The organism is Pseudomonas sp. LBUM1648, from assembly GCF_059716145.1.
In genome coordinates this window covers 2,820,438-2,837,500 of sequence record NZ_CP166808.1, presented here as the reverse complement: position 1 = coordinate 2,837,500, position 17,063 = coordinate 2,820,438, and the positions used below count along the sequence as shown (strand labels likewise).

General features: G+C 55.6%; 20 protein-coding genes. 9 read left to right on the top strand and 11 right to left on the bottom strand.

Going from position 1 to position 17,063, the window contains the following annotated elements:
- Window positions 1-524 precede the first annotated feature (524 nt).
- The gene (locus ACA043_RS13095; RefSeq protein ID WP_497659405.1) at window positions 525-887 is read left to right on the top strand and encodes a DUF6124 family protein; all 363 of its coding nucleotides are present in this window, start codon (window positions 525-527) and stop codon (window positions 885-887) included.
- Window positions 888-1,263: 376 nt separating this feature from the next.
- Here ACA043_RS13095 and ACA043_RS13090 read toward each other — a convergent pair whose 3' ends face one another.
- A complete protein-coding gene (locus tag ACA043_RS13090) occupies window positions 1,264-2,184 on the bottom strand; it encodes a LysR family transcriptional regulator (RefSeq protein WP_489880072.1) in 921 nt (306 codons plus the stop codon).
- Between the two features lie 111 nt (window positions 2,185-2,295).
- Here ACA043_RS13090 and ACA043_RS13085 point away from each other — a divergent pair, with 111 nt between their 5' ends.
- The 5 genes from ACA043_RS13085 to ACA043_RS13065 all read left to right on the top strand — a co-directional run bounded on the left by ACA043_RS13085 (window position 2,296) and on the right by ACA043_RS13065 (window position 5,833).
- Window positions 2,296-2,736: a carboxymuconolactone decarboxylase family protein gene (locus ACA043_RS13085; protein ID WP_489880071.1), complete on the top strand. Its 441-nt coding sequence runs from the start codon at window positions 2,296-2,298 to the stop codon at window positions 2,734-2,736.
- A gap of 5 nt (window positions 2,737-2,741) precedes the next feature.
- Window positions 2,742-3,161: a cupin domain-containing protein gene (locus tag ACA043_RS13080; RefSeq protein ID WP_489880070.1), complete on the top strand. Its 420-nt coding sequence runs from the start codon at window positions 2,742-2,744 to the stop codon at window positions 3,159-3,161.
- 169 nt (window positions 3,162-3,330) lie between these two features.
- Complete coding sequence (locus ACA043_RS13075; RefSeq protein ID WP_489880069.1) at window positions 3,331-4,293, top strand: LysR family transcriptional regulator; 963 nt, start codon at window positions 3,331-3,333, stop codon at window positions 4,291-4,293.
- Window positions 4,294-4,426: 133 nt separating this feature from the next.
- Window positions 4,427-5,131 (top strand): nitroreductase, encoded by a 705-nt coding sequence (locus ACA043_RS13070; protein WP_489880068.1) that lies wholly within the window; start codon window positions 4,427-4,429, stop codon window positions 5,129-5,131.
- A 54-nt stretch (window positions 5,132-5,185) separates the two neighbouring features.
- Entirely contained in the window at window positions 5,186-5,833 is a 648-nt protein-coding gene (locus ACA043_RS13065; RefSeq protein ID WP_489880067.1) for an HD domain-containing protein, read from the top strand.
- A 62-nt stretch (window positions 5,834-5,895) separates the two neighbouring features.
- On the opposite strand, the gene ACA043_RS13060 is transcribed toward ACA043_RS13065, so the two are convergent.
- From ACA043_RS13060 to ACA043_RS13050, 3 genes are all read right to left on the bottom strand, one after another.
- On the bottom strand, window positions 5,896-6,471 hold the full coding sequence (locus ACA043_RS13060) for a chorismate--pyruvate lyase family protein (protein WP_497659404.1): 576 nt from the start codon (window positions 6,469-6,471) through the stop codon (window positions 5,896-5,898).
- On the bottom strand, window positions 6,464-6,994 hold the full coding sequence (locus ACA043_RS13055; protein WP_140669097.1) for a 4-hydroxylaminobenzoate lyase: 531 nt from the start codon (window positions 6,992-6,994) through the stop codon (window positions 6,464-6,466). The genes ACA043_RS13060 and ACA043_RS13055 overlap by 8 nt, the downstream gene beginning before the upstream one ends.
- Before the next feature lie 595 nt (window positions 6,995-7,589).
- Window positions 7,590-8,210 carry a tyrosine-type recombinase/integrase gene (locus ACA043_RS13050; RefSeq protein ID WP_489880065.1) on the bottom strand — a complete coding sequence of 207 codons (621 nt, stop codon included), beginning with the start codon at window positions 8,208-8,210 and terminating at the stop codon, window positions 7,590-7,592.
- Between the two features lie 252 nt (window positions 8,211-8,462).
- Here ACA043_RS13050 and ACA043_RS13045 point away from each other — a divergent pair, with 252 nt between their 5' ends.
- Window positions 8,463-8,900: a GNAT family N-acetyltransferase gene (locus ACA043_RS13045; protein WP_489880064.1), complete on the top strand. Its 438-nt coding sequence runs from the start codon at window positions 8,463-8,465 to the stop codon at window positions 8,898-8,900.
- A gap of 169 nt (window positions 8,901-9,069) precedes the next feature.
- Here ACA043_RS13045 and ACA043_RS13040 read toward each other — a convergent pair whose 3' ends face one another.
- Window positions 9,070-9,255, bottom strand: coding sequence for a hypothetical protein (locus ACA043_RS13040; protein ID WP_489880063.1), 186 nt, complete (start codon window positions 9,253-9,255; stop codon window positions 9,070-9,072).
- A gap of 182 nt (window positions 9,256-9,437) precedes the next feature.
- Here ACA043_RS13040 and ACA043_RS13035 point away from each other — a divergent pair, with 182 nt between their 5' ends.
- Together ACA043_RS13035 and ACA043_RS13030 are read left to right on the top strand one after the other, a co-directional pair.
- Entirely contained in the window at window positions 9,438-10,409 is a 972-nt protein-coding gene (locus tag ACA043_RS13035) for a helix-turn-helix transcriptional regulator (protein WP_497617925.1), read from the top strand.
- A 121-nt stretch (window positions 10,410-10,530) separates the two neighbouring features.
- On the top strand, window positions 10,531-12,114 hold the full coding sequence (locus ACA043_RS13030; RefSeq protein ID WP_497659403.1) for an EAL domain-containing protein: 1,584 nt from the start codon (window positions 10,531-10,533) through the stop codon (window positions 12,112-12,114).
- An 11-nt stretch (window positions 12,115-12,125) separates the two neighbouring features.
- On the opposite strand, the gene ACA043_RS13025 is transcribed toward ACA043_RS13030, so the two are convergent.
- From ACA043_RS13025 to ACA043_RS13000, 6 genes are all read right to left on the bottom strand, one after another.
- Entirely contained in the window at window positions 12,126-14,045 is a 1,920-nt protein-coding gene (locus ACA043_RS13025; protein ID WP_497659402.1) for a tyrosine-protein phosphatase, read from the bottom strand.
- Between the two features lie 303 nt (window positions 14,046-14,348).
- Window positions 14,349-14,645 carry a hypothetical protein gene (locus ACA043_RS13020; RefSeq protein WP_489881192.1) on the bottom strand — a complete coding sequence of 99 codons (297 nt, stop codon included), beginning with the start codon at window positions 14,643-14,645 and terminating at the stop codon, window positions 14,349-14,351.
- Window positions 14,646-14,794: 149 nt separating this feature from the next.
- The gene (locus tag ACA043_RS13015) at window positions 14,795-15,106 is read right to left on the bottom strand and encodes an antibiotic biosynthesis monooxygenase family protein (protein ID WP_497617919.1); all 312 of its coding nucleotides are present in this window, start codon (window positions 15,104-15,106) and stop codon (window positions 14,795-14,797) included.
- Between the two features lie 55 nt (window positions 15,107-15,161).
- The gene (locus ACA043_RS13010; protein WP_497659401.1) at window positions 15,162-16,124 is read right to left on the bottom strand and encodes a zinc-dependent alcohol dehydrogenase family protein; all 963 of its coding nucleotides are present in this window, start codon (window positions 16,122-16,124) and stop codon (window positions 15,162-15,164) included.
- 63 nt (window positions 16,125-16,187) lie between these two features.
- Complete coding sequence (locus tag ACA043_RS13005; RefSeq protein WP_187678678.1) at window positions 16,188-16,490, bottom strand: ArsR/SmtB family transcription factor; 303 nt, start codon at window positions 16,488-16,490, stop codon at window positions 16,188-16,190.
- Window positions 16,491-16,545: 55 nt separating this feature from the next.
- Window positions 16,546-17,031 carry a DUF6130 family protein gene (locus ACA043_RS13000; protein ID WP_497659400.1) on the bottom strand — a complete coding sequence of 162 codons (486 nt, stop codon included), beginning with the start codon at window positions 17,029-17,031 and terminating at the stop codon, window positions 16,546-16,548.
- Between the last annotated feature and the right edge of the window lie 32 nt (window positions 17,032-17,063).

Below are 17,063 nucleotides of genomic sequence, written 5' to 3'. Positions count from 1 at the left end.
AGCCATCGCTGGCCGTCCAGCGCCACACGGCCCGGACTTGAAGCCGTGCCCCCCGTGGCGAGAGAACTTGCTCACGCTGGGCTGCGAAGCGCCCCCTGTAATCCTCCGCCAAACCAGCAGTCACTCCAACGCCCCCAAAACACTTCGCAAAACCTCACTGTGTTTAACCTGAATCCCACCCCTGTTTAAAGACATCCGTCGTTACGTCATCCCAGGCTACAACGCCTTGCGCCATTACCTACGACTACGCCAGAATCCGCCGGCTTGTGCGCCTCGAGTGCGGGCTCTATCGTGGGCTGGTCACTGAAAAGCAGTGATCGGGTTTGGTAGCCCGGCATACCCAGGCGCATCGCGCACCTCCTGTAGAGATGGATTTTTCATCTCGGCTTGATGGTGGCCATGCGTAGGGCGTCTTCGGGCGCGCCGGGCTCCTGGGCCGGTCTACCAACCTGTGCATGGCCGCCACCCCTCGTTTGGTAGCGAATGGTGAAGGCTCCTTAATCGTTTTCCCAGGAGTGTCATCCATGTTCAAAATTACGCCCAACCCACCACAAACCGATCCAGCGTCCCCCTACGAATCAGCCGACTCGAAGAAATACCACGAAGCCGCCGAACGCGCCCTCGACCACTACCTGAAACCCGCAGCCGCCATCAACGCCACGCCCTACAAAACCAGCACTATGTTCTCCGCAAACCCAAAAACCCCGACTGAGGAATTGCTGGTTAACGCCAGTGAATCGCTGGGATCGGCTTCGGTCATGCTTGGGAATGTGATTGGACTGGTGGACGGGTCGGCTCGCAAGACACTGCAAGGAATTGCGCAGGTAGTGATGCTGGGGGAATTGGCAGTGAATCGGGCGTTGGATAACGTTGTGCCGGTGGAGTAAGTCGTGATCCTCTGGGGCAGCGACAGGTTGTTGCCCCAGAAGGATCAACTACTGACAAAGCTGCATGATGCGTCCGCTTTCGGCCAGAAGCAGACGCTAATGGACGACCGCGTTCGACCCATAGCGGTCGTTCGGCGAGCTTGATTTTAGGATTATGGTGTAACGGCTACGGCGAAGTCGCCCGATCGCTCTCGCCAGCATCTGGGCTAATGATCGATGAATATGGCTCGTCGTCCGCTAAATAAAAACGTTGGATCGCTGGATGGTGCGTCGCTGTATTCAGTCCACATCCCAGACCTGCCACAGACAAGTTAACGCGCAAGTTCATCTGCTCGACGCTCGCGCTCAATTAGCGCTGCATCGAACTACTGGGCGGTCATGCGTTTATCTTCCAAAGAGGATCGTTTGCCATCAGCGCTGCTGCCCAGTCTGCAAAAAACCTTACCCTGGCTGATAAATGCCGCGAGTAGGGATAGATGAGACTGATGGGCATGCCGCCTAAGATCCAGTCAGGCAGAACCGGTACCAACTGTCCCGATTGAAGGTGCGGGTTTGCTTGCGCCAGAGGCACGGAAATAATTCCAAGTCCTGAAAGCCCGGCCGTCATGTAAGCGTCCCCGTGGTTAAAACGCATTGCCGGAAGTTGATCAATCACGAACGTTTTATCCCCGCTCCGCAGCACTGGGGTCAGCTGTTTGCGCGAACCTGGAAATGTGAAACCAAGGTACCGGTGATGCATTAAATCCTCAGGCCTCAATATTGGGAGAGTATTTTTGAGGTATGTGGGTGATGCACACAAGCAGAAGCGCATCTGCCCCACCGGCCGGCACACCAGTCCGTCATCCGTGATCGGCCCGCCTCGAAATGCACAATCAATGCCCTCCTGCACGAGATCGACCACGCGTTCACTACAGCCGATGTCCAGTTGAATATTCGGATGCAACTTCGAAAAGTCAGGTAGGGATGGAATGATGAGGCATGTCCCGACTGGAGAAGGCATCTCCACTCGCACCCTCCCGCGCGCCTCAGTACGACTCTGAGAAATGGACACTTCCAGTTCGTCGATATCATCGAGCACGGCGCGGGCGCGCTGATAGTAAGCGGCACCATCTGTGGTAGGAGTTACCCTTCGAGTGGTCCTGTGCAACAGTTTTACCGACAACAGCGACTCAAGGCCCTGTATCTGACCGGATATCGTCGTTTTCGCCACATTCAATGCGTGCGCCGCGCGTGTAAAGCTTCCTGTTTCGACGATTCGGCAAAACGCACGCATCGCTTCCAATCGATCAAAAGCCATAATTATCCGAGTTCTCGCACAATGAAGTCGATTTACCCCAGTTTATCTCGTTAGTTTCAGCCAATACAGTTGCTTCAGAGCCGAAACCTTCGGTTGACTGGAGATAAAGAAATGACTTCAAAACGCCTTAACTATTACGCCGCTGCTCCACAGGCGATGAAAGCAATGATGGGGCTGGAAAAAGCCATTTCGGAATCGGTGCTTCCACTCGCTTTGCGGGAGTTGGTACGGATCCGGGCATCGCAAATCAACGGCTGCGCTTACTGCGTTGATATGCATACCACCGATGCCGCTAACCAAGGTGAAACATTACGTCGCCTGGCAGCTTTGAGTACCTGGAAGGAAACACCTTTTTTCAATCAGCAGGAACGCGCCGCCCTGTTATGGACCGAGACGCTGACGCTGGTCGCAACGACTCATGCACCGGATGACATCTACGAAGAAGTCGCCGGCGCTTTCAACGATCAGGAGCTGGCCGAATTGACCTTTGTGATTGCCACGATCAACGCCTGGAATCGCTTCGGCGTTGGCTTCGCAATGCAGCCGGAGTAAACATCATGAACTTGCTAGTAAAGCTAATCGGTGCAACGTTCGTAGGCATGCTCAGTACAGTTGCCCTGGCTCATGGCGGTGGCGCCGGAGATGAAATCGTTACTCCAATCGCTCAAGCTGCGTTGCCTCCACAGGCTTTTGCGAAGGCCACTGCCGTTCGTGTCGACTTCGCGCCCGGTGCCACTTCCACTCCCCATCGACATCCAGGGCATGTGTTTGTCGTTGTGCTGAGCGGTGAAGTTGAGTCGGCGCTCGACGGCCAGCCACCGCAGCTCTACAAAGCCGGACAAGCATGGTATGAAGAGCCAGGTCAGTTGCATCGGGTAACGCGCAATCCAAGCACCTCCCAGCCCGCCTCCCTCGTCGCCTGGTTGCTCTCCAATGATAAGGAGACACTGGTGCAAGCCACCGAATCAAAGCCATAAACCTTGACGCCAATGGCGGGGATTACGTCCCACATCCTCGACGTAACCCCGTCCGTGCCGCTTGCGCGACGGAGAAACAGACTAGAATTTTTATCGGGCTGGTACCAACGAAATGCCCAGGTACGGCAGGATGGAAGGTAGGTAGGCAGGAAAACGTGGTGAATTGGAAATGCGAAATCTGGACTTGAATTTGCTACGGGTGTTCGACGCAATCATTCGGGAAAAAAATGTCCTGCGGGCGAGTGAAGTCGTCAGTCTCAGCCCGTCTGCGGTCAGTCATGCACTCTCACGACTCCGGGCGCTGCTCAACGATGAGTTGTTTGTGCGCACGACGAGCGGCATGGAGCCGACTGTTCGGGCACTTGAAATGGCGCCGCTGGTGCGAGATGCCTTGGTAGCGATCGAACGTGCGGTCGGTCCCAGAGAGTTTGATGCAAGTCATACCGATCGCCAGTTCTGTATTGCCGCGACTGACCATATGACAGCAGTGATACTGCCGAACTTTTTGCGGGCCATTTCAACCATCGCGCCTTACGCGAGTTTCACCGTATTGCCCGCCAGCCGAATCGACCTGACCGCGCAGATTGACGTAGGTCGTGTGGACATTGCCCTTGGCTCGTTCTCTGGCATTCCTCACCGGCTGCGCGAACAAGTGCTCTTCAAGGAACACGACATGATGGTGATTGCCAAAAATCACCCACTCGCCGACAGCAGAATAGGATTAGACGCTCTATCAAACCTCCCTCTTTTGGTCATATCCACAGGCAGCTCGGAAGATGGCGAATTCTCCGAACGAGGTTTGACGCGGCGCACTGAAATGTTTGACCGGGACGCTCTGACAGCCGCGTTTGCTTCGATCGGAAAATACCCCGACATCAAGATGGTGCAACCGCATTTCCTTGCCGTCCCAAGCTTGCTGTCCGGCACCAAAATGGCTGCGATCGTTCCAAGCACTCTGGCGCACCTGTTCCACCAATCAGGCGTAGCGTGCGCTTCGCAACTGCCTTGGCAAGCCCCACCACGTTCCGTGCAAATGGTGTGGCATGAACGACATACTCACGACCCAGGGCATAGTTGGCTGCGCAGCATGCTATCCAATGCGGCACCGTCTGCGGAGATTGTAGAACCGTAACCTACGCCGACAGTAATCGCAGACTGAATGCACGGTGTGCATTTTCATGTGATGAAAATTGCACTTCAGTGACAGCAAATCTGCAACGTAGGGTAGTCAGGACCTTAATACGTTAAATGACTGGACGTGAATCATGCCTGATGCCCAAACCGAGTCGATACTTGAGCTGACTGAAGTCGAGCAGATCATGGTAAGTCGATTTGCCAATCGCTTTTACCTGAATCGTGAAGTCGAGCTTGAAGTGATCACCGCCATCCTCCATGCCGCGCGTCATGCCGGCACAGGAGCTAATGTGCAACCGTGGAAGGTCTATGTCACCACAGGGGCTGCCAAAGCCACGTTGACAGACGCCATCATCGCCGCGCACAAACAGCCGGCTCAATCCTCTTCTGAATACAGCTACTTTCCCGATCCATTGCCAGAGCCATACGCTTCCCGTCGCCGAGAGTTCGGCTCGATCTTCTACGGCTCACTGGGCATCGCTCACGACGATGTTGCCTCACGGGCGGCTCAGACCGAACGCAATTGCCGATTCTTCGATGCACCGGTGGGGTTGGTTTTCACCATTGATCGGCGTCTTGAAAAAGGCAGTTGGCTGGATCTGGGCATGTTCATTCAGAACATCATGCTCGCCGCAAAATCGCGAGGACTGGACACCTGCACGCAAGAGTTCCTCGCTCGTTACCACACCGTTTTTCGTAGCTGCCTGCCGCTGGTTTCTGAAGAGTTGGTGGTCTGCGGCATGGCGATGGGGTTTGGTGATCCGCAATGGGCCTGGCGGCGTCCGCAAATGCCAAAGGCTTCAATCGAAGAGTTTGCTTCGCTTCACGGCTTCTAAACTTTTGTTAAGACCGACCAACACCTGTTTTGGCGTATTGGAGAGTTAGCATTCATGCCACTGACCGAACGTTTCGATGTAAGAATTCCCGACAGCCAACTGGCCCGGGAAGTGACTCAACTCATTCGCGACACCGAAAGTGATTTACTGTTTTCACACTCCACACGCGTTTACTTTTGGGGGGCGATGACAGGTAAACGAAAGGACCTGATTTTTGACCCTGAATTGCTCTATACCGCGGCGATGTTCCATGATGTCGGTCTGACGTCGAAGTACAACAACAGCCAGCTCCGCTTTGAGGTAGACGGCGCCAACGCAGCACGTGACTTTCTGCGCGGTCATGGCATTTGCGCCACGGACGTCGAAAAAGTGTGGAACGCAATCGCGCTCCACACAACTCCCGGCATTCCGGAACACATGCATGCCGAGATCGCCCTTCTACAGGCGGGTGCAGGAATGGACGTGGCGGGACGTGGCTTTGAAGCGTTTACCGACGACCAACGAAATGCAGTGATTTCGGCCTATCCACGGGAGGCCCGATTCGCTCACAAAATGATCGACGAGTTCTACCAGGGTATGAAACATCGCCCTCAAAGTACCTTCGGCACGTTCAACGATGACTTTCTCGCCTATAAGGACCCGGAATTCAAACGCACAGATCTGTGCAGCATCATCCTGTGTTCACATTGGGAACATGGATAAGCAAACTGCTTCGCCCCGCTAGTTCAAAAGGATGCAGAGGCGCGTATTACCCATACGCGCCTTTACTTAACCAACGCTGTCTTGCGCAGTTCATCCCAAAGTTCTGGCAGGAATACCTCCTGAACAAGAACTCGATTTCTTCGACGACTGAATAGTGATCGTCTGGCCCAAAGCGGTTCAGCGTCCTGTTGACCTGCCTGCCCGTTTTCCAGATACCGGCACACATCAATCTCGCTTCTCTGATAAGGGGCGTCGCCAAATAATACAGTTCCAAGGGGAACCTCCCCTAATCCGAATAAAGGCGAATCACCGGCCTCACGATCTATACACGTAATGATAGACCGGGCAAAAACCCAGGGACGCCCCAGCCCAGCCAGATACACTTCACGTATCCAACCGCTGGCACCTGTTTCCAGGTCTAAGAGCTTGCACTCTTCTGGCAGGAGCCGCCCGGGCTCGTTGCGCAACGCAATGACTTGAAATTCGTTACCGGACAAAAGCTTCAAGCGACGGGTCAGCGATCCTCGGTCCAATAGCCAATTTCTGGTGACTGGATTCATCAATGAATGACAATCGCTGCCCATATGCCAGCGTGCGCAAGGTTGCAGGAAACGATCATGCACCTGCAACTCAGCCATTTGCCTGAACGTCATAGGAAATTCGGCCCGCGGGCAGAAAGAAGAAAGCAATCAATGCTCCGTTCTTCACTTCAGGATAGTGATGGCTTCCAGGTGCAGGAGCGGTCCAGCCGGCGCCTTGCCAACCGAGAGGTCCGGCCAATACAGCATGCTCGTCGAGCGGGATCACCATGTTGAGTTCTCCGTAGGGATGACTGTGATAATCCCCTCGGAATGTGTGCTGCGGGTTATCCAGTTCGTGGCCTTTGCTGTCGATATACACAGCGGTGATGCTGAAGTAGAAGGTTTGCGCTGACGGTTCACATAAACGGCTGCGACGATAATGCGGCCCACTGATTTCAGTGTTAGCCAACCACCCCTGCGCGACACCTTCAATCACCCGTTCAGCAATTGCCTGGTAAGTTTCAGTGCCAGGCCCGTAATGGTCATTAAGCCAGCGCTCTATGTTTGCGCCAGCAGTCTTGTCTTTGATTTCAGACAGGAACTCAACACACCGCCTGATCAGTTCATCACGCTGTTTCATTACAATCACTCTCTCATGGGACAGTTTGGGCAATCTCCCATACATTCGTCATAACCAAAAGAGAACTTCCTGCACGATCAAAATGCACAGCGTTCAGTCGATGCTGTGCACAATTCCTTAATCAACAGAAAGTGTGACGGAGTACGTCGCCAAGTCGCGTTAGCGCACCAGCTTTAGTTCTTTTCAGTGCACCCATCCGCAGTATTGAATTCAACTTCTAAACATTTGAAATTAACATGGCCCGCCTCATGGAGCGCCTCAAGGCACGACACTCAAGCCAATTCGATTTCCCTACATTCGTTTAAATGTGCAGCTGGTTAAAGCCCTGCGCACAGAGCAGAACAGGTGATGCCCTTTATTCCCTCCACTCCCGACGGCCAGCAGCGTTTTCAGGCTGAGCGTACCAACCTTCGAACAAGTGCGGCCTTGGTCAAGTGCAATGCAAACGCCTGGTCAGTGCGGATGCAATCAGGTGGTCAGGTACGGCGCAATTTCCCACGGTGCGGGGGACTATGGAATCAGCGTGTTGGCGGTATGCACAGCGTCTGGTTTTGGCCGGATAGCGACGGTCTGGCCCAGACCGTCGCAGTGTTGGTTAAACCTCTGTCTGCTCTGCCATTTCCAAAGCATCATCGACCTCGATGCCCAAGTACCTGACAGTGCTTTCGAGTTTCGTATGACCAAGCAGGAGTTGGACAGCTCTCAGATTCTTCGTCCTGCGATAGATCAACGATGCCTTGGTCCGCCGTAGCGTGTGAGTACCGTACATGGTTGGGTCAAGGCCAATAGCGGTCGCCCACGCTTTGACTATTCGAGCGTACTGCCTGGTGGAAAGATGGTCTGAGTCGTGCAATCGGCTCTGAAACAAAAAGTCCTCGCTTCGAAGACGCGCCCGATGCATCCAAGCTTCCAATACCGTTCGAGTTTGCTCAGTGATTTCAAATTGCAATGGATGCTGAGTTTTCTGCTGCATCACGATGGCCCGTGACGACACATGCTCCCCATGGGCGATGTCTCGGACTCGCAGCTTGGTTAAGTCACAGGCACGCAGTTTGCTATCGATGGCCAAGTTGAAAAGCGCCAAATCACGTGTCTTCTCTGCGAGTTGGAGTCTGATCCGGATGGCCCAGATATCTCTGACTCGGAGCGGGGCTTTCTGCCCGACAAGCTTTCCCTTGTTCCAAGGCTGATGGCGGGATCTAGTAGCGGTATTCATGGCGTGTCCTCCATGTTGATGGAGGACAAGGGTGGATCAGTCAGAACGAGCGGTGGTCGCAGTTCGGCCAAAAGCAGACCATCGACACGCAGCTAATACGTCAGTAATGTGCAAAGTAATATTTCGCTCCCCCCCTTCTGGATGTCGCGTTTACAGACTCGATTTTTTGATTGCTCAAGGGATTACGCATGAACATGGAATGTATGCCAAAAGCGGTTCGGCACCTAAAAGTTGAATTTAAGGAGCAATAAATTGGAAATCAGGATTGATATATTGGGTTCTCCAACAGAAAAGGACAAAGGAGTTCTGAATAACAGGTTTTCAGAATATCTTCGAATTCAATATCCAAATCTACCACCAGAGTCGGAAGATAAAATGTTTATGGTGGTTGCACACGATGAAGTAGGCGACTACATCGGTGCAATAAGCTGTAATTGTTACTGGGATGGCTTAGAAATTGACACTTTTTGGGTTAAGGAATCTCATCGCGGTAAAAAAGTAGGTTCTATGCTTTTGGAGAAAGCAGAAGTTATTGGTGCCGACAATGGGGCAGTAGTTGCATTCTTAAAAACCGTTGATGCGAAACAGTTCTATGAGCGGCATGGGTATGAGATTTATGGTGTTCTTGAGGACCGCCCAATCGGGACTAACTTGTACCATTTAAAGAAACGGCTAGTAAAACATGCTTAGCAACTGGTTCAAACCGTTCGCTTCGCTCACTGGGACGGGCTAAAGCCCGCCCCTTAGCCAAATTCTGGTCAGCGTCTGCATTGGGTCGTTTTTAGCCGGTCGCTGAGGCAGCGACCGGCCAAGAGCTACCGTTTGAGAAATGCAGTTTCTGAACATTACAAACATTAACTCACGGGCCACTGGTATAGATGAGCACAGCTATGAATGCTGCGAATGGAGATAGCAGAATCAGTCCACCGACGACAACTGCCCAGCCCCAGGCAAAACCACTCTCACCCTTGAAACGGCCGCCACTCAGCACGCCCAACACAAACACGCCAATTCGATGAGCTATCAAATCGATAATGAAGAACATTGGCCCTTTCTCCTTGCCGGTTTTCCATGAGACGTCAGAAGCGTCCGCTTTTGGCCGAAAGCAGACCTTACAACAGTAACCCCCTCTCCCGTCACAGACCTGTCACACCCAATTGCTAGCCTCACCCCGCCCAAACGCGTCCCTCTTCTCCGAATGCCTTCCAACCCAAGGAACCGCCTAAAGTGTTCCCAACCCCACCCCGCCAAAAAATCATCCTCCGCTCCGAAAACCTTCACTCCGAAGACTTCGGCGCTCTCTTCTCCAAACTCTTCGGCAACCGCTATTCCGACACCCCGCCTCTACCCTCCAACATCATCATCGGCGGTGTCTATGGCCGCCACGAAGGCGTCAGTTTTCGTCGCATGCATTACCACGGCGATTTCACCGTGACCTTCCCAGACCCGCAGGACGAGATAACTTTCGTCATCCCCACTGCCGGCAGGATCATCTTCAACCACGCCACCGAATCCATCGGCATGGCGCACATCGGTTTAGCCATCGACAAGGCTGACATTCGCTCGATGCACTTCCTCGACAATCACGCGCAGCATGGGATGTCGATTAGTCGGGGTCAGCTCACCGAGCGGTTGTCGATGCTGTTGGGTAAGCCGGTTCTGCAGAAGATTGTGTTTGAGCCGGTGGTGGATCTGAACACGGCGGCGTTTCAGGGGATCAAGGCGTTGATCGATTTGGCGACGGGGACGGAGTTTGATGTGTTGATCAACACCGGCACGTTGATGCCTTCGCGGTTGCGGGAGATGTTGATTGATGCGGTGTTGGAAGCCTGGCCGCACAATTTCACTGAGGCCTTGCGCCGCCCTGCTCCGTTGATTGCGCCGCGGCATGTGAAGTTGGTGGTGGAGTTTATTCAGGCGCATCCGGAGCAGTTGGTGAGTGGTGTGGATCTGGCGCGGTTGAGTAATGTCAGTCAGCGCGCATTGCAGGAGGGGTTTCGGCGGTTTGTCGGGACGTCGATTGTGGCGTATCAGCGGCAGGTGCGGTTGGAGCGGGCCTATGAGACGTTGGCGCAGCGGCATTCGGGGTCGGTGACTGAGGTGGCGTTGCGGTTTGGGTTTAGTAACGTCGGGCGGTTTTGTCAGTATTTTCAGAAGGCTTATGGGGTCAGTCCTGCACAGTTGATCGGTCGGCGTTGAGCGTTGCTCGGGAATATTGATCTGCGACAAGTTTGCTGGCGGGCGGCGGGGGTAAGCTGGTTTTGCTGAAGAAACAGCCGTGCAGCCGCACGTCACGGGCCGTGGGCCAAGGTGGCGTCAAATGAATAAAAAACGCATTGTCTGGGGGAGCATTCTCCTGGGCCTTCCGTGTGTCTTGCTTCCCGTACTTTTGATGGGCTATGTCGCCTGGGTGTTGAACCTGGCCGCGACGCAGCAACGTCTGGAATCGCTGGCCGTCGTGGCCTCGAATCGCGCCAACAATACGTTTCATGAAGCGGCCGGCGTGCTGAAGAGCATCGCTGCGTCCGAGCTCGCCCCTTGCACCCCGGACAGTATCGATGAAATGCGTCTGCTGACCATCAACACCTTCTCGGTGAAGTCGATCGGCTACGTCGAGGAAGAGGTTTACGTCTGCGGTTCGTGGGGGACGGTGGGCCATCGGGTGACGCCGTGGAAGGAAGATTTCACCACCGCTGATGGTGTGCGTGTGTCGCTTGGCGTTCAGGCGCGAATTGTTCCCGCCAAGCCGATGATGGCGCTGCAATATGCTGCGTTTAACGTGCTGGTCGACCCTGAGCAGTTTTTGCAGGTGATGGTGGAGGATGATGTGCATCTGATGGTCGGCACCGCCGCCGGGCAACTGGTCGGTGTATCACGGCCGGGGGCGGAGCGGTTCATTAGCCGGGTACATTTGGGCTCGGCCACAGCGCTGGAGGATGGCTATCTCTATACGCTGGTGCACAGCGGCGACTGGGTGGCGATTGCCGCCGTGTCGCGCCATGAGTTACTGCAGGGGCTGATCCGCAGGGAGATGCTGTTATTGCCGATGGGTGGGCTGCTCGCCGGCATGCTGGTGTTGATGCTCGTCAGGCGTACCCGGCAGCGCTTGTCGCCACTGGCCGAACTTGAGGTGGCGGTGCGCAATCACGAGTTCATCGTGCACTATCAGCCGATCATCGATTTGCACGATGGCGCCTGCGTCGGGGCCGAAGCGCTGGTGCGCTGGCTGCGTCCGGACGGCAGCCTGGTGCCGCCAGACGCATTTATTCCATTAGCGGAGCAGAGTGGTTTGATTCTGCCGATCACGGATCAGGTCATCGACCATGTGCTGGAGGACCTGGGGCCGCTACTGGTGCAGCAGCGTGATCTGCATGTGGCGATCAACCTGGCGGCGGCGGATGTCAGCAGCGGGCGTTTTCTGCCCCGGCTGCAAGCGGCGATAAGCAAGGCTGATGTGTGGCCGAGTCAGATATGGCTTGAGGCAACCGAGCGCGGCTTTCTGCAGATTGATGCGGCGCGGCAGATGATTAATCGGGCGCGAGAGTTGGGCTTTGTGGCGGCCATCGACGATTTCGGCACCGGGTTTTCCAGCCTGCAGCATCTGCAGCAGTTGCCATTGGATGTGTTGAAGATCGACAAGTCGTTCGTCGACAGCATCGACGTCGATCCGGCGGCGTCTTCGGTGACGGTGCACATCATCGAAATGGCCAAGAGTCTGCGCTTGAAACTGGTGGCTGAGGGCATAGAGACCGAGGCGCAGCGCGAGTATTTGCGTGGTCATGGCGTGCATTTCGGGCAGGGTTGGCTGTTTGCCAGACCCATGCCTGTCGCGCAATTTTATGGGTTCCTGCACAAGCATTCGAATACTCAGGCGCCAGTTGGGCAAGCACTTGAATGCCTGTGAATGCAGCGCTTTCAGAACTGGTAACTGGCCTTCAGGCTACCGGCGAAACCGTGGCTATCCCCGCCTCCGCTGGCACCCACTTCAGCGCCCACGCTCACCGGGCCAAGGCTGGCCATCAGGTTGACGCCGCCGCTGAACTGATCGCGGTTGTCGAAAGCGGCGCGTTGTTCGACATCCAGCCCCAGTAAGTGACCTTCACTGTCGACCTGATGATTGCCGAGTACATGCTCGTAACCCACGCGCGCACCGGGCACCAGTTGCCAGTTACCCATGGCAATCGGGGTGAAGGACATGTCGAGATTGGCCACGGCGCTGCGGCGGGTTTGTTTGCTGTCGTCGACGTCCAACGACAGTTCGCTGCCCTTCTCTTTGAAGCCTTTCAGATCGAGGTGGCTGACACGCACGCCGAGACTCGGCTCCAGAATCACGCCACTTACAGGTACGCGGTAACCCAGCGCCAATGTCGCGCCGGTGAGGTTGCCGTGGGTGTCGCCCTTCGCTGTGCCGAGGCCGCTACCGAGGTCGCGTTTGCTGTCGTAATCGACGTAACCGGCGCTGGCGTTGGCATCGACGAACAGGCCGCGTTCCAGACTGGTGAAGCCGTAGCGGGCGCCAATGTTGAAGAAGGTGAAGTCGGTATCGGCCTCGCCACCCGCACCACCGACAGTGCCTTTGCTGTAGCCGAAGCCGCCGCGTGCGCTGAGTTGTTCGGTGAAGCGTTGGGTGATGCCGACCATCAGGCCCTGGCTGTGTTCGTTGCTGCTGTCGGCATGGGCTGAGCCGTCGGTGCCGAGGTAGCCGGCAAGCACGGTTGTCCACAAACGGTATTGGCCGACTTTGAGGTCGGTGCCGCTGGCGAAGGGTGCGGCGGCTTGTTCAATCAGTGCGTTCTGGCGCAGCAGGTAGCTGGCGGCGTCAGCGTGGACTTGGCCGCCTACCGTGGATTCGACGCCGCCGAGGGTGCCTGCGTCGATGGCCGATTGCAGGTAATAGTTGTAAGCGCTGTAGGTGCCGGACAGGTTGGTGTTCTGCAACTGGCGCAAAAGCTCGGCGCCGGCAGCCGCGTTGCCGATCAGGCCAGCCTGACCGGGCAGGCTGTTGTACTCGACCAGTTTGCCGCGCAGGACGTAGATGGTTTCCTGCGACAGGCCCAGGCCTTGTTTGAGGTAGTTGTCCATGCTGCCGTATTCGGCGGTGACTTCATCGAGGCCGGACTGCAAGTAGCTGGCCTGCACGCCGAGCAGTGGCGCGTAGATGCTCGCCATACTTGCCGGCATTGCTTTCAACGTGGCGGCGACGCGGGCGGCGGTGTAGTCGTTGGTCGCCAGGTAATTGGCCATGATGGTAGCGTCCTCGACGCCGGCGATGCTCTGCAACACGGCAGCGGTCCAGCCGGTGCGATCCTTGCCGGCGGTGCAGTGGAACAACTGGGCGGCGTCGACGCTGGCGAGTTCGTTGAACAGTTTGCCGAACTGGCCGCGCATGCCCGCATCGCTGACGAACGCGCGGTTGGTCTGTTCCATCATGGCGATGGCGTCGGCGGCGCTTTTGAACGATACCGTGGTGATGTTTGCGCCGGAAGTGGTGCTGCCGATGATGTCGATGTTTTCGTAGGTTGCACCCGTGAGCAGGGTGTCCGGCGTCGCGGCAATTTCGCTTGGCGTGCGCAGGTCGTAAATGGCGTTGATACCGAGACTGTTGAGCGTCGTCAGATCCGCCGTCGACGGGGTCAGCGCGTTGGAGCGGTAGAACACGCCACTACGCATCGTCCCATCATGGGCGGTGGAATACGCGGTGGTGAGGCCGGCAATGTCACGGAAGTTATCGATGCTGCTCAGACGCGGCGTATCGAGCGCAACGGACTCGGCAGCGTGGGCAGCGGCGATGGACAGGCTCAGAACGGACAGCGAACACAGAAGACGTTGGAACACAGTGCAGCCTCATGGAATAAGCGTTGGGCTGGTGACTATGTGCAATGAAGTGATACGGAATATGACAGATTGAGTTCGAGTGAAAATGGCTGCGCGATTGGGCCGTGGGGTGCGTAATCTGTCCATTAACGGCGACTTCAGCGATTTCCCGCCGGCGCTGATGTTTGCCGATGAACTTGATCCGCTACGAGACGATACCCTGATAAAGCGCAGTGGCCGTCAGCAGCGCCGCAACCAAGTGGCAAAAAAAAGCCCGGCGGTTGAGGCCGGGCTTTCATCGAGTATTGCGGTCAAACCTTGCATTCAGACTGCACGGCGTTCGAGCAGACGGTCAGAACCACCTTCGGCTACCCGATTGCCTGTGAGGCGATCCGAACCATCGGCGGCAACGGCGTCACTGAACAGCGGATCGGTTTCAGTAGCAGCAACAGCATCGCTGAACAGCGGATCGGTTTCAGTTGCCGCAACGGCGTCACTGAACAGTGGATCGGTTTCAGTTGCGGCAACGGCGTCGCTGAACAATGGGTCGGTTTCAGTCGCGGCAAAAGCGTTCAGTGCAAAGATCGAGAAAGCGATGCCGAGGATGGTTTGACGTTTCATGGCGGTGTGCTCCAGAAGTGCAGTGAGTGGGTATGGGGCCGATCTTACGCCGCAAATCTGATATGAAAACCTGATTGAGTTAATGGCTGTTATTGACACAGTCAATGATACCGCCGATCAAACACATTCAGGTCAGGACGCTGTTCGACTCATCCTTGTTCGCCGGTAGAAAAAGCCGGCCCCTCTATGTGATAGACCGTGGGCTCCTGCGAAAAATATTCCTCCAGGCCCAGCATGAATATCCGATGGTCTTCGCTCGCTTCAAAGCCCGGGGTGTGATCTTCCAGTGTTTGCCACTGCACGATCAGGTTGAATTGATGGGGGGTTTCGATCCCCTGAGCGAGCGTGTGACCGATATACCCCTTTGCGCGGCTGAGCAAAGGAGCCACCTCGGCAAATGCATGTCTGAATTTTTCAATGTGTTGCTGGTGAACCGGGAGCAAAGCGATTTCATAAATCATGGCGTTTCTCCAAATCGAGTTTCAATAGTCAACAATGCGCACTGATCAGGTGAGTCTACGGCGCGACGGCAATTGCGATTTTCCCCTGAAGACCGTTGTTGCGACTCTCCAGCCGCGCATGAGCAAGTGGAATGTCGGCAAGCGAATACACAGCACCCACATGCGGCCGTAGCTGACCGCGCTCCACCAATGCGCTCAACTCATCCAGCTTGCCGCGATTTTGTCGGGTGAACACGAAGTGATAACTGGCGTTCTTGCCCCAGGCCTGAACGAGGTTTTGTGGCTGGGCAATATCCACAATCGAGACCACCCGCCCAAGTTGCGCGAGTACATCGGGGCTGCGCGACAATGTGTTGCCCCCAATGGTGTCGAACACCACATCGACGCCGTGGCCAGCCGTTTCCCGCAGGATGACCTCGACGTAATCTTCCTTTTCGTAGTCGATCATCACGTCGGCACCCAAACCCCGTGCGAACTCGAAGTTTGCCTCGCGTACGGTGGTGAACACCTTGGCGCCCATGGCTTTTGCCAGCTGTATCGCGACATGACCGACGCCGCCCGCACCGCCGTGCACCAGGATGCTTTCCCCCACTCTGAGCGCCGCTCGCCCGACCAGTGCTTCCCACGCCGTCCCGCCAACCAGCGTCAAACTTGCCGCTTCAAGATGGCTCAGCGAAGGCGGCTTCTTGCCAATGATGCTTTCGGCCGCCACGTGGTATTCGGCATAACTGCCTGAGCCTTCAAATATTTGCGGGGTGTACCAGACTTCGTCTCCTGGAGCGAACGCTGTCACCCCCGGCCCGACAGCTTCGACAACCCCAGACACGTCGTGCCCGGTGATGGCCGGCAGCGGCACCAGATCGGGATAATCGCCACGTCGAACCTGGAAATCCAACGGATTGATGGAGGTTGCGTGTACCCGAACCAAGACCTGTCCTGCCTGCGGCACTGGTTTGGGCACGTCGCAAAGTTCGAACGATTCCGGACCGCCAAATGATTTCAGTATCAGCGCTTTCACTGTAAATCCTCATTTCGACAAAAAGGGATATCGAGATTTCTCGATATATTGGGGCAAAAAAAACTACAGATCTTTCCCTATGATCTCGGCAAGCACACGGAGGGTGGCTTCATTGCGTTTGTAGTAAGTCCACTGACCGATGCGCGTGACTTCGACCAGGCCTACTCGTTGCAGCGTTGCAAGATAAGACGACACCGTCGACTGCGAAAGCCCGACGCCTTCTTGAATACTGCTGACGCAAACGCCCACCGTGTGAACGTCCCCTTCATCCTGTGGAGGGAAGTTCTTCTCGGGGTCCTTCAAACCGGTCAGGATTTCAAGACGTGTACGGTTTGAGAGTGCTTTGAATATTTCGAGTAAGTCCATGCCGCGAGGATATCGACATTTTTCGATATGTCAATACGAAAAACATCCTCACCCGTTATGGTTTCAAGGCGTGATCGTCTGCAGTGTCGGAGACGGCCATTGATTTCTTCTCCGGAACCACAAAACTCACTGTCGTGCTGGTGAGTATTTTGTGAGTCGGATCGGCTACTTCCAGAAGAACCTTGTGAGCGCCGGGCGTCAGTCCCACCAGAATAATCGGGCCTTCGCTGGTATGTGCCCATGTGCCCTTCCAGTCGTCGACGGTCACATGGAGGTGCCCGAGACGCGGTGATACATCGGCAGCCGCTTTGCCAAATACCGGCATGACCCTGGCGTGATCCGCTTGATATTGAATAATGACAACTCCACGGGCGAGTGGCTCGGCAAGCGGCGCGTAGGCAATGAGTTTCGGCGCAGTTTCAGAGTCCAATGGCAGTATTGCCGGTGGAGAATCGGCGTTTGCTATCCCTACTCCGCACACGGCGGTGCAAAAGAAGGCGCTCAATGTCAGGGTCAATAGGTTTCCGGAGGCGAGGGGCATGGGTTTTCTCCCGCGTTATTTCATTCAAGCCT

What these genes read in the sequence shown, in the direction of transcription:
- ACA043_RS13095 (WP_497659405.1), top strand. Translation starts at nt 525, where the DNA reads ATGTTCAAAATTACGCCCAACCCACCACAAACCGATCCAGCGTCCCCC.
- ACA043_RS13090 (WP_489880072.1), bottom strand. Translation starts at nt 2,184, where the DNA reads ATGGCTTTTGATCGATTGGAAGCGATGCGTGCGTTTTGCCGAATCGTC.
- ACA043_RS13085 (WP_489880071.1), top strand. Translation starts at nt 2,296, where the DNA reads ATGACTTCAAAACGCCTTAACTATTACGCCGCTGCTCCACAGGCGATG.
- ACA043_RS13080 (WP_489880070.1), top strand. Translation starts at nt 2,742, where the DNA reads ATGAACTTGCTAGTAAAGCTAATCGGTGCAACGTTCGTAGGCATGCTC.
- ACA043_RS13075 (WP_489880069.1), top strand. Translation starts at nt 3,331, where the DNA reads ATGCGAAATCTGGACTTGAATTTGCTACGGGTGTTCGACGCAATCATT.
- ACA043_RS13070 (WP_489880068.1), top strand. Translation starts at nt 4,427, where the DNA reads ATGCCTGATGCCCAAACCGAGTCGATACTTGAGCTGACTGAAGTCGAG.
- ACA043_RS13065 (WP_489880067.1), top strand. Translation starts at nt 5,186, where the DNA reads ATGCCACTGACCGAACGTTTCGATGTAAGAATTCCCGACAGCCAACTG.
- ACA043_RS13060 (WP_497659404.1), bottom strand. Translation starts at nt 6,471, where the DNA reads ATGGCTGAGTTGCAGGTGCATGATCGTTTCCTGCAACCTTGCGCACGC.
- ACA043_RS13055 (WP_140669097.1), bottom strand. Translation starts at nt 6,994, where the DNA reads ATGAAACAGCGTGATGAACTGATCAGGCGGTGTGTTGAGTTCCTGTCT.
- ACA043_RS13050 (WP_489880065.1), bottom strand. Translation starts at nt 8,210, where the DNA reads ATGAATACCGCTACTAGATCCCGCCATCAGCCTTGGAACAAGGGAAAG.
- ACA043_RS13040 (WP_489880063.1), bottom strand. Translation starts at nt 9,255, where the DNA reads ATGTTCTTCATTATCGATTTGATAGCTCATCGAATTGGCGTGTTTGTG.
- ACA043_RS13030 (WP_497659403.1), top strand. Translation starts at nt 10,531, where the DNA reads ATGAATAAAAAACGCATTGTCTGGGGGAGCATTCTCCTGGGCCTTCCG.
- ACA043_RS13020 (WP_489881192.1), bottom strand. Translation starts at nt 14,645, where the DNA reads ATGAAACGTCAAACCATCCTCGGCATCGCTTTCTCGATCTTTGCACTG.
- ACA043_RS13015 (WP_497617919.1), bottom strand. Translation starts at nt 15,106, where the DNA reads ATGATTTATGAAATCGCTTTGCTCCCGGTTCACCAGCAACACATTGAA.
- ACA043_RS13005 (WP_187678678.1), bottom strand. Translation starts at nt 16,490, where the DNA reads ATGGACTTACTCGAAATATTCAAAGCACTCTCAAACCGTACACGTCTT.
- ACA043_RS13000 (WP_497659400.1), bottom strand. Translation starts at nt 17,031, where the DNA reads ATGCCCCTCGCCTCCGGAAACCTATTGACCCTGACATTGAGCGCCTTC.